This is a genomic window from Corynebacterium faecium, from assembly GCF_027257105.1.
In the GTDB taxonomy this organism is placed as follows: Bacteria; Actinomycetota; Actinomycetes; order Mycobacteriales; family Mycobacteriaceae; genus Corynebacterium; species Corynebacterium lehmanniae.
The window spans coordinates 77,851-89,579 of sequence record NZ_JAPYJX010000002.1; the positions used below are offsets into that span (position 1 = coordinate 77,851).

At 58.9% G+C, this 11,729-nt stretch carries 6 protein-coding genes; all 6 read right to left on the minus strand.

The features are described from left to right. Nucleotides 1-57: 57 nt before the first annotated feature. The 6 genes from O5O53_RS02430 to O5O53_RS02455 all read right to left on the minus strand — a co-directional run bounded on the left by O5O53_RS02430 (nucleotide 58) and on the right by O5O53_RS02455 (nucleotide 11,677). The gene (locus O5O53_RS02430) at nucleotides 58-963 is read right to left on the minus strand and encodes a DUF8370 family protein (RefSeq protein ID WP_269508714.1); all 906 of its coding nucleotides are present in this window, start codon (nucleotides 961-963) and stop codon (nucleotides 58-60) included. Nucleotides 964-1,147: 184 nt separating this feature from the next. Further along, nucleotides 1,148-1,534 carry a hypothetical protein gene (locus tag O5O53_RS02435; RefSeq protein WP_269508717.1) on the minus strand — a complete coding sequence of 129 codons (387 nt, stop codon included), beginning with the start codon at nucleotides 1,532-1,534 and terminating at the stop codon, nucleotides 1,148-1,150. A 158-nt stretch (nucleotides 1,535-1,692) separates the two neighbouring features. Continuing rightward, nucleotides 1,693-8,019, minus strand: a complete 6,327-nt coding sequence (locus O5O53_RS02440; protein ID WP_269508719.1) for a DEAD/DEAH box helicase — start codon at nucleotides 8,017-8,019, stop codon at nucleotides 1,693-1,695. 144 nt (nucleotides 8,020-8,163) lie between these two features. Then, entirely contained in the window at nucleotides 8,164-10,023 is a 1,860-nt protein-coding gene (locus O5O53_RS02445) for an SMC family protein (RefSeq protein WP_269508721.1), read from the minus strand. Between the two features lie 5 nt (nucleotides 10,024-10,028). After that, on the minus strand, nucleotides 10,029-10,502 hold the full coding sequence (locus tag O5O53_RS02450) for an ABC-three component system middle component 2 (protein WP_269508723.1): 474 nt from the start codon (nucleotides 10,500-10,502) through the stop codon (nucleotides 10,029-10,031). A 2-nt stretch (nucleotides 10,503-10,504) separates the two neighbouring features. After that, nucleotides 10,505-11,677 (minus strand): ABC-three component system protein, encoded by a 1,173-nt coding sequence (locus O5O53_RS02455; RefSeq protein ID WP_269508726.1) that lies wholly within the window; start codon nucleotides 11,675-11,677, stop codon nucleotides 10,505-10,507. Nucleotides 11,678-11,729: the final 52 nt, after the last annotated feature.

Here is an 11,729-nt window from a genome sequence, read left to right on the forward strand (position 1 = left end):
TCCTTAGGTTAAGGGGCTGTTGCTAAGAAACACACCAGCAATTCTTCCCAGAAGACTTTAACCTGCTGCATCGACTCGAAGAGCTTCATCTTCTGCGTTGCACAGTTTGTCATCTACGTATCGGAGGAACTCATCAAAGAGCCGAACTCCGTTGCTGTAAGCGCGCATTGTCACAGCCAAATTGACCGGATATTGATTTGGAAACTGCTTTTCCAAAGTTGTTTTGGAAGGCTTTCCAACCCCCGGATTGTTGAGCTGATACTCCTGTTGAAGGTATCCAAGCGAGCTCACCCCGTAAAACCGATCTCCCCTGACTTCCAGATTTCGGCCCGTCCAATCCCGTGGCACAAGAAGAATCGGATGCCCTTCAGCGAAGGGGAGCTGGTATTGACCGTCAACCCATTCTTCCCGCCTCGAATCCCACATCTTTAATTTGTGGACCCTCAAGGTATGCGGATGAGAGGCGAATTGTGGGTGGGATGCAATTTGGATCTGTGTATAGCGCGCCAACTGTGCTCGGATAATAGCAGTCGTCATGTCCGACATTCGATCAGCGCTGATCCCTTTCACGTACACCGGTAACGCTCCAAGCCACTGGAAAATGCCGATCGATAGAAGTGGCCGGAGATCACCTCGAAGCGCATCCGCAACCAAATCAGCATGGTGCGTCGCGACTCCTTTCCCGTTGTAACCAACGCGCGACATGCCCAAGCGCGTCTCACGAGGCTCATTCAGGTTCTCTAGCATTTGATGGGCTCGGGCTACGTCTGCGAGATCAGAACTGAGCAACTTCGCGCTCAGCAACGAGGAGTAGTGGCGAATATTGGCGTCGGCCTCGCGCGCGAGCGGATCACCGAATCCCGCCCTAGCAACTTTGAACGGATCAAGAAAAATCTTTGTATCGCCTGCGATGTCGATGTCTACAAAATCTACGGGCTGCGAGATCCCGTAATACTCAGTCAAACGCACTCTGCGTCCTTTCATAATCAGCTATGAAAATGAGGCTCAGATGTGCGCGCAAACAGCAACCGAGGTTAAGCTGTTTACGCGTTCCGAAACGCACACTCTGAGCTAGATGCTCGGGTTTTGGTCTCCCTCTGCTGCAACAGAGGGAGACCGTTTTATTTAACGCACTCTCCCTTAACGCTTAATCATCACCTTTCTTCTTTGACCTATTGCCAACAATCGGCACGGCAGTTTTGAGATCCAACAAGAGCATCCCGTCCTCTGACTTAGGGGAAAGGCGATAACTGATGTCCGTCTCAATTCCATAGAATTCGGTAAAAGCCGTCAGCGAGACAATGACTTGTCCGGTCGATTTGTTCGCTGTCCGAAAAGCATAGGCATGGGATTCTTCGGAGGGGCGCAACGCGATAATTTTCCTATCGCGGTCGTACAAGAGCTCAACGCTTTCAGGGGACCCAATCAAACGGTGTGCCGATGCATTGAGTGAAAGAAGCCCCCGTTTCTGCAGCGTTGCCGTTGGAGCTTGACCCAATGCGGATTTCCGCTTGTCAAAAACCTCGAACCCCATTGTTCCTCCAATCTCTCGTACAACGATGCATATATTAGCAGCTATTCGAAACATTGCCAGCAACCGTTTTTCTCATTGCCTTAAAATCTTTCCGGATTGCAACGGGGTCGAATTGCTCGGACGGTTAGACAGTTCCCTAGAAGTAACCTTTGATGGTGTTACTCCTTACCCAGCAGCGCGGCCGGGATCGTCTCTGGCGAGAGTGTATCGGGGTACAGCAGCATCCAGCCTTGCTCGCGAAGCTTGGCTTCGGCACCCGCGTAGGAGGCGTCCTGCTCGATCAACAGCGCTATCCGCAGCTCGGTCCAGGACACGGCGGTGGGGATGGAGCCGATTTCCTCGCCGATCTCCTCGGTCGGCGCCGCGCCCGCGTCCACGAGGGTGCGCAGCGCGGCGGCCACGTCCGCTTCGTCCTCGAACTCTTCGATCGCCTCGGCCCACAGCCCACTGACTGCGGTCTCGACGGCACTTTGCTTCTCGACGTCCTCCGGTTCCCCAACGCCCACAGCGTCCCCGTCGCCAACGTCGACCGTGACGGTATTGTTGGCCAGCCACACGATGTTGGCGAAGCGCAGGAAATCGCGCCAGTTGTCTTCGGTGATGGAACCGGGTGCCAGCGCGTCGACAAGCAGTCGCTGCAGCACCATCTCTTCGCCTACCTTGGCGGCGTCGAAGTGGATCTCGTTGCGAAACGTCAGGCGTGCCCCACCCGGGATGCGCGAGGGCACCACGGAGGTGCTGAGCATCTGCAGCAGGGCTTTGTCCATCAGCGCGTACGAGGACCGTTCCGGCTCCGCCAGGTAGGTCAGCAGCTGTGTGATGGGGGAGGCTTTCAAAAACGCGATCTCGTTGTTGCCGATGCCGTCCATGGCGCGCGTGCGTTTCTCCGCTTTTTCGCTGACCCACGACGGCGCGGCCTCGCCGAACGTCGTCTCCCGGGCAAACCAATCCAGGCCGGCGTCGGTGACGTTCCACGGCAGGATCTGCTTGTCGCCGAAGTGCAGGCTGTTGCGCTTGTGTATGTCGGTGGGGAAGCGGTAGTTCTGCGCGCTGAAGTGGAACGCGGCACCGTCGGTGTACACGGCCACCGAGCGCAGCAGCGGTTTGCGGCGGTGCTGGAAGAGGAAGTCCGGGCGCGTGTAGCCGTAGTCCACCTGCTCGCGCATGCTCCACTCCTCGCCGGAGGCGAACGTGATGTGCCACTCCACGCCGCCGGCGTTGGGGATGTCCTTGACCGTGGCATTGCGGGCCTCGAGTGCGTCGCGCATCATCTCGCGGAAGCGGACCTCCAGGTTGGAGGACTGGTCCAGCTGCGGGGCCTCCGTCTGCGGGGTCCACTGCACCGACAACGGATCCAGGTCCTGGGCGGGGTGGTCCTGGTTGCTCAGGATCGCGCGCAGGGCGCGCTCGGCGGCGGCGCGGGAGGTGACCTCGACGTGCTGGAAGTTCGTGTACGGCAGCAGGCACTCCGGACAGGCGAAGCGCTCGTCAGCAGCGCAGTCGCAATCCCGCACCTTGGTGAAGGCCTGCTCGAGGAGCTTGCGCACGTCCTCAGGCGATGCGAACTGCGACAGGTACCCGGTGCCGCCCGGCACGTTGTCGTGCATGAGCAGGGCTTCGACCGTCTTGCCGGTGGCGTCAGGCACGCGCACCGTGACCACGTTGAGGTGGTCCGGGTCGCCGCCGAGGACCTCCTTGAAGCCCAGCTTGATAGCGGCGGTCAGGCTCGGGATGGTCGCTTTGTCGCCGGCGGTGAGTTGTACCGGCACGTGCAGCAGCACGCCCTGGGTCTGCAGTGTGCGGCCGAGCGCCACCGTGACGGACTCTTCCTCACGAGCGTTGCGCTTCGGACACCATGGCCTGTGGTCCCACTTCGAGTTCGCGCCCTTCTGCGAATCCAGGTGCCCGCAGTAGTTGCAAACGGTGAACAGGGGAGCGTCGATCTCCTTGCCCGCCAGCATCTTCTTCGTGGCGGGACCGCGGCCCAGGTTGAACCAGCTCAAGTTCACGTACCGCAGGTATTCCGCGCCGAAGCCCTGGGAGAGGAACCACTTGCCGCCGTGGCCGCCGTCCGGCACGGAGAAGCTCAGGGCGGTGTGGAAGAACATGGTGAAGCGGTCTTCGTGTGAGCCGTCGATGGTCGCCCGCGCACGGTCCACTTCTGCGGAGACGCGGCGCATACGCACCGTCTCCACAATCTGGCCCTTGTCCGCGAACGCGCCCGCACCACAGACCGGGCACGAACCCGGCGCAGTACCGGCCACCACTTTTTCGCCGTAGGAGCATTCCGGGCACAGACGCCACTGCTCCACGTCCGCGCCACCGGCGCCGAGCTCGACGGCGTCCACCGTGGCGGCGATGCCGCGGGCGTAGAACGTGTTGCCCGGCGCGAGCTCCGTCAGTGCGGAGGACACCCCACGGGAGAGCTCGAAGGTCTCCGGGTCGATCTGCATGGACGACGGGTTGAGCTGGGAGACCACTACTGCCAGCTCCACGGAGTCATCCAACAGTGTGAAGTTGGGCAGCAGACCGTAGCGCTCCATGGAGCTGATCCAGAACTCGTCGAGCAGGATCTCGTTGTAGTCGCGCCCAGCGCGCCGCCATGCCGCCCGGGTGCTGCGCTTTTCGCGCTCCAGCTCCGGGTCGGCGTTCTCGGTGCCCGCATTCGGGTCGACCTTGGCCTCGAGCTCCTTCAACCGGTCCGCGAGCGTGTCCCAGCGCGCCTGCAACTCGGACTTTTCGGCCTCCCACAGCAGGCGGGTGCGCTCGAGCTCGCCGAGCAGCGAGTCCGGCCCCTGACCGCACGCCCACTCGCGCACGCCGTCAACGGTTGCGGCGTCCACGTGGCCGTCCTCCACCGTGGCCAAAAACGCATCCACACGAGATGCAACCCCGGCCGCGATCTCCTCGCCGAGCACCTGCACTAGCGATGTCTTACGGCTGCTGAACACGTCCTGCGCGTGCGCCACCTGCAACCCGTTCGCGGCGAACGTCATGGTGTCCACCAGGTACGCGGTGGTCTGTCTGCGCAGGATCTCGGTGGCTGAGAGGAACGCCGCCGGCGGCACCACAGCACCCGCGATCACGGACAGCGGCTGGTTCAGCTTCGGCAGCATCGTGCCGCGGCCCTGCACGAAGGCGAGCACCAGCGAGTTTCCGGTCAGGCGCCCGGCGCGGCCCACGCGCTGCACGTACGAGGACACAGACGTAGGCAGCGAGGCGAGCATGACCGTGGACAGGTCGCCGATATCGATGCCCATCTCCAGCGTCGGCGTGGCCACCAGTACGTTCGGCGCGTTCGGCGCCTCGTCGTCGGTGCCGCGGAACGCCCGCTCGAGCGCCAGCCGCTCCTCCTTGGGGATCAGGCCGGTGTGCTCGCGCGCCACCACCGCGCGCGGGGTAGTGGAGGTGTACAGCCGCGAGTAGTAGTTCTGCTCAATGCCTTCCGCCTCCAGCTCGCCGAGGCAGCCGGGCGTCGGGCACGGCAGCCCGGCAAGCAGGGAGCGGGTTTGCTTATCGACGCCCAACGGTCCCCGGCACACCCCACAGTGCAACATCTCGGCTGCGTCCTCGTGGCGCACCACCACGCTCTCCGGCGCAAGCGCGTAGATGGTGCCGCCGGAATTGGTGGACACCGCCTGTACCGCACCCTCGCGGGCGAGCACCTTGAACACGTTAGTGAGCACGTTCGTCGCGTCGTGCGTGGAGATCCCCAGCACCTTCGACGTCCACCGCGCGTACCGGCCCCGCGGGCTGCCCAGGGGAGTGATGCCACGGTCCTTATCGTCCAACGCCGCGCCCGAGCGCGGGAACTCCGGCGCTCCACCCTTTGGGAAGCTCGGCATACCGTGCGCCTTGGCAAAGCGGTTGTGCAATCGCCACGAGTTCGCGTCGTCCTGAAGGTAGCTCTTCAGCATCGGCGAGTACACGCCGCCACGATCGCGCACCTGCTCCAACAGGCCCCGCAGCCAGCGCAGCCGCAGCTCCGGCGAGCCGGCGTCAGCGACCTCGAACAGGCCCTCGTCCACGTGCTGCAGCGCCTCCTCGGCAGCCGCCAACAGGACCTCATCGTCCACCTGCACCGAAGGCATCAGTGCACCCGTGGACACCAACGAGCGTGGCAGGTGCGCACGCTGCCCGAACTCGAGCGCCGCATCAAGCTCCAGGCGGTGCAACGCAGCAGTAGTGGCTTCTCGACGAGCCGCGGTATCAGCGTCCTTCGCCCAAAACGGCGTGAACGTGGTGGTCTCCGCCACCTCCGGCGGCAGCAGCTCAAAGCGCGCACGCGCCGGGTCTGCGGCCTCGTCCGCACGCCCCATAATCCGCATCGGCATCTGCGCGAGCGACATCTCGTCGTCGCCGACGACGCTGCGCATCAGCGTACGGATGCCAAACGCGCGCGCCCTGGATTGCACGAAGCCCGCGCGGTGCGCCGCGTCCTGCACGGAGTCCGCGAACACCAGCGTCTTCTTCTCGTTCTGCTCCAGCGACGGCATGCCGAACAGGTTGGACAGCCCCACCGACAAAAGCGTGGCCACGCGCGAGCCGATGTAGCGGATGGAGTCCGCCTCGCCACACGACGGGCACGTCTGCTCGCGCGCGAACTCCTCGGCGTTGAGGCCCGTGTACGTCATCACCGGCACGGAGCGGCCCTCAGCGAGATCTTCCTCGGTGGGCTCGGTACGCGATAGCAGGCGGGATTCGGTGTGGAACCACATCAGCGCGCGGGTGCCGTCCTCGTCGCCCAGCTGGGTCAGTTCCAGGTGGTTCTTCACGGCTTCGCGGTGCTCAGCGGTGGCATCAATCAAGGGCCGTACGAGCTCAGGCTTATCGACGCTCGCCTTCCGGATCTCCGACCCATTCAGCACCACCGCATCCGTGCCGGGCTCGAGTGCCGTCATCCACCCGGCGCGACCGCACGAGCGGCAGTACGTGGCCGGCAGCCACACCCCGGCGTTGTCGCCACCGAGCTGGCCGTCGTCTGCAAACCGGAACGTCTCGCCGTCCTCGGTGGGGGTCACGGCACGCTCGATGCGGGAGACCTCGCGCACCCACAGGTGCGTTTCCACACCGGGCAGGCGCTTGCCGCCAAAGCCGAACTCTTCGCCGGCAAGCGCACGGATCTGCGCCACGGCGGTGAGCAGGTGGATGACAAACTCCCGCGCAGTGGTCTCACCCAGGGTGCGCACCACGATCGGGTCGAACATCGCCTCCGGCAGCGACTTGCCGCCCTCGCCCTCACGGCGGATCAGGGACTTCGCCGGGTTCGCTGCGCTCAGGAGCTTCTCCGTCAACGGGTGCACCGCGTACGCGGCGATGGTGGTCTTCAGGTCCGCGCCGGCATCCACGCCCCACAGCTGCGTGCGGAACACGTCCAGCACCACATCGGCGTGGTCGCGACCGGAGGCGTCGCTTGCAATCGCGTCCACGATGCCGCGCAGCTGGTCAATGTCGGGGGAGAGGGGAGCGGAGTGCGCGCCAAACGTCTGCGCGATCTCGTCCGTCCACTCCGCATACGTCAGCGTCTTTTCATCCACCAGCGCATCCGGCGTGAACGTCTCGCCGAAGATGGTCTCGGCGAAGCCGAGCACCTTCTGCGTGTCGTCCTTGCCGCCGAGCGTTGCCGACGTCGCCACCGGCGTGACCCGCCCCAACGGGTTCGACGCGAACTCGCCAGCGAACCCTTCTGGTTGGTGCTGCTTGAGCATCAGCCCTAATCGACGAAGCAGCAGCGCCACGTCTGTACCCTGCGCACCGTCGTAGGTGTGGAACTCATCCAGCACCAGGTACTGCAGCGAGGTTGCCGAGCGCTTCCAAATCTCCCGGTCCGCCTCCCGCAACAGCAACTGGTCCAGCATCTTGTAATTGGTGAGCAGGATGTCCGGCGGATCCTGGCGAATCTGGTCACGGTCGTTGATCAACGAATCCTTCGTGACCTTCTTAACGCTCCCCGTCGCCTCACCCGTGTAGATACCGGCAGTAACACCGGCAAGCGCCGGCTCGTTGGTGATCAGCTTGGCCAGACGGTCCGCCTGGTCGTTCGCCAGCGCGTTCATCGGGTACAGCAGCAGCGCCTTTGTGCCGCGCTGCCCCTCAGCGCGAGCCCGTGCCGCGTGGTCCAACACCGGGTAGAGGAAGGACTCCGTCTTACCGGAGCCGGTACCCGTGATCACCAGCGTCGGCTCCGGGCGCCGCGCTCCCTGCTCATCCCTGCTGCGCAGCCTGCGGAACGCCTCCGCCTGGTGGTGATACGGCGTGAACCACTCCGGCATCCAGTCCAGAATCCCGTCCCACCCGATCGCGCGCGCATACGGCAACCGCGTACGCACGTACGGGCCGTGAAACATGCCCCGCTCCGTGTCCTCCAAAAACGCCTTCAGCGCGTTTGACGTCTCCGGGTTCGCAAGCGAAAACGCGGTAGCCAGATACTCGGAGACGCCCCCGAGGACGTGCTCCGCAGCGTGGACGGGGATGAGGGTAGACACGGGAGCAACTCTATAGTGGAGTGACCAGGTACCAATAAGTTGAGGGACGTTCCGGAACAGGATCTACGTCGCCGTGGGCTCTAAATTCCGGCCGCTCTCAGTTTGCACTAGACGAAACCACCTTCCGCTTTGTGCGAAAACTGTTTATTTCGAGGAATCTGATTCGCCATGGGACATCGAAGGGAAAAGTCCGTATCGGCCAGAGCGATGCGTCTTCGTAAAAGCGATCTCTACAGTGTCAGGCCTAAGTGAATGCTCTGGACTCAGATTCTCAATCACTAAGACCTGACCGTCGAAGTTCGTTTCCAGATCGCGGAAAAATGCGGTAGCGCCTTCCGGCAGCTGCGATTCGGAACTGCCGTCTAACCGATCTGGAGGACGATAAGTGATTAACGGAGAATCGAGAATTACGAAACCAGGGTGGGGCAGATTACGGTCGAAGCAGTACTCTGCCAGTGATATCGCGAAGGCCGCGTGCAAAATAGACCGCACGCCTTTTCCGTGAGTGGATCTTTTCTGTTCAGGTGTTACAATATCCATTTCCTTGGGGTCGTATTTAACCGACTCCGCTTCTGGATAATTCCACAGCTTCAGATGTTTCCTTAATAACACTGAAAATTCCTCGGCTACAGACTCATCAAGATGGGTCGAAGTTTCGACTTTATCGGATGATGTTTCGTCTTGCTCCTCCTGAAGCATGGTATCCACCAATTCCCAGTGCTCATACAGCCCGATCAGCCGATCGATCTGTCCTCGCTGTTGAAGCAGTTGCTCAAGCTGCTCGTTGAGGGGCTCCAGGTCGTTGTCGAGGGCATTTATTTGACCGTCAAGCCGCGCCTTTTCGAACTGCATATTTGATATCTGATTGTCCGTCAACTCGATGTCCGAGCGGATATTATGAATGGTCTCCAGCAAATCGGCTTTTAGACGTTGAGTCTTAGTTAGCTCTGCTGACACAGCAGCAACGAAGCTTAACCCCTGTTCATCACATTCTTTCTTTGTGTGTTGCTTTGCTAGATTAGTTCCACAAACTACGCAAATACCAGGACTTAATAGTTGAAGAAGATCTCCAGTTTCTTGGATCGATTCAAGACGTCTAAGGTCACTATCGTATTGCTCCAACAAAAGCCCTAAACGCCCTTCAAGCGCAAGAGCTTCAGCTCGTCTTTGCTTGATCGAGCGTAATTCATTGCCGAGTTGAATACTGCGCGCTGACAGTTCTTCACGTTGAACTAACTTCTGACCATTAGCTGATGTGGCTCGCTCAATCAACCGATTAAGATCATCGCGCTCGGCATAAAGATTCGTGCTTAGATTTGCCGAATCCATCTGATCTTCCAGTACCAGTTTTAGTTCTGAGAGAAGCTGCAGTCGAGCCTGCTTGATTCGATTTTCTTCTCTTGTGGGGCCAGCTACCAACCCAGAATCATCTTCGCCGCTTAACAGGAGGCGTATGACAGAGCGCTCTTTGGTCTTATTAATAAATTGACCAGTGGTACCAGGGGCATCGTCAGCCTGCATCGCAGTTTCAGTCACGATGCAAACTCTGGCGATGTCCCTGAAGCTTAGCGTATGCGTCGCGTTTGATGCGTTTCGTCGCACTTTCTTGCCGTCGAGGCCGATTTGCTCCAAAAGAAATCGAGAGATGTTTGACCGCTTTTTTGAATCGTGCCTGGCCTCTAAAATCTCATCCGGTTCCGTTAACGGTAGCGCAAATAGCTTCCCTTGATGAAGCGCGACTGTACTCTCGGATTTTCTCCGGATGAGCGTTATCAGCTGTTCGCTGGGAAGCTTAAGGCCCAGAAGGATGGCGGTATATGGCTTCAATTCTGGAAAGTTCCGTAGCTTAGACCCACCTAAGACGAAATCAAGTGCATTCACCAGCGCCGATTTACCGGTATCCGACGGTCCGTGGATGATATTTGCCTTCGGTCCAAATTCGATATTAACTGACTCGCCTCCGGCAGTGGCGAAAGCAATGTGCGTTATCTGCAACCTACTCATCGAACCTACTTCGTTCTAGAGGCTTCATATACTTCAAATTCTTCTATCCAGTGGGAAGAAACTTCGCCCATCTTCGCACGTAAATCTTGATCGTTGATACCTTCGAAAGTTCGAACGACCCACTTTGCATAGCGTCTGAGATCTCGCACATGGTCGCTTTCGAGCAAGCGCAGAAAGCTATGTGCGGAATCAGCCGCCACAAATTCAATCCCGTCCGCAACTGGAATAATTTCGACAAGCTCAACACCGGCAAGAAGATTTAGCCCCGCTTCGATTCGGCTCCTTTTTAAGCCTAACTCGCCCGTTCGTATCGGGGTTGGAGGAAGAAGGCTTTGCGGACCGCCCAAATCTGCACTATGGAGTAGTGCGTGATTGTATAAAACTAAGCGGCTAAGGTCGAGCCCCTCCGGAGACTCTTCCACAAGAAGAACTAATGTTTGGAGCCCTACTTCGACTGGACTATTGAATGGACTGATCATATCTAACCCATCCAAGTAAGTCGATCGTCATTGGCCAACTGGTGGCATATTCCTTTTCTATCTAAGAGTCTGGTAACAGCGATCAGCACGAGATTGTCCAAGGACAGTTGCCCGGACTGTTTCATTACTGCCTGTAACCGCTCCATCCCCGTTTCATATGAGGATTCTGCAGTATCTATTACCCCCTCAAAGATCTCATTTTGCAACTCCTCAAAGGTGCCCTCTGGTACCGAATCACGCGCGTAGCGTCGCAGAGCCTCAGCTGAGTAGAAGGCTTCTCGTTGCCTTTGCAAATGAGATCCATATTTCCGGTGCACTGATACAGCCGAATAGTCTCTGCAGTTCACAGGATCCAGTTCCCTATAGACATCTAAGAGTTTTCTCACATAAACAGTTTCGTCTTGCGCTTGGTCAGATGGAGCTCCTTGAGTAGGAGGACGCTGTGGCAGAGGACATCCAAAGCGGGCCGAATAGTAACGAGTTCTCTCATGCTGTTGCAACATTTCGTGGAGCTCAACCGAGCGGAACATGGAAAAATCGGTTGAAGTCGCTAATGCTTGAATTTCTTGTAGCGAATCATTTTGATACGCGACACATGCTGGAGCTTTTCTATCGATCTCGCCCAGAAACCAGTCTCGAAGATGACTAGGACTGCTCAGCTTCCGGTTCAAGGATGCTCCGCACCCTTTAGGAGCCATGAAGCAATACTCCTCCGGCAAGACATAATGCTCGTCTAACGCAAAGTAAAAGATCTTAAGCATTTCTGGAAGTGCGTCAGACAGTGTCAGAGCCTTCCCGTAATGCTTGGCTTGATAGCATATCCATGGTCCTTCGAAGCCGTCTCTAGTTTTGAATGCTGCTATGTCAATACCACGGTCTCCGGGGCCGCCCATCTTTTTTACCTGGTGAAATTGGGTTCTCAGCTCCAAAGCCCATTCGAGGATGAATTCCTCCCAATCGTCCGATGAGTAACCGGCTATTTGCTGAGCAGGAGGAAGAACTCTACCAGTCTGAGTGACATAGGCCCCACCCTTGCTGCCGGAAGGCACAGGCAAATCAACGAGATCAAAATCCGAACCTGGTTCGTTTAGATCACGCTGGTTTGGCACAATTGCCTCCTCGCCTTGCCACTGCGTAAGAGTACCGAACAACGCGTTACTGGAGACATCAGACATCTTCAGTATCTGCGACCTGCAGGACGAGGCGTCATTTAATCCAATACTAACG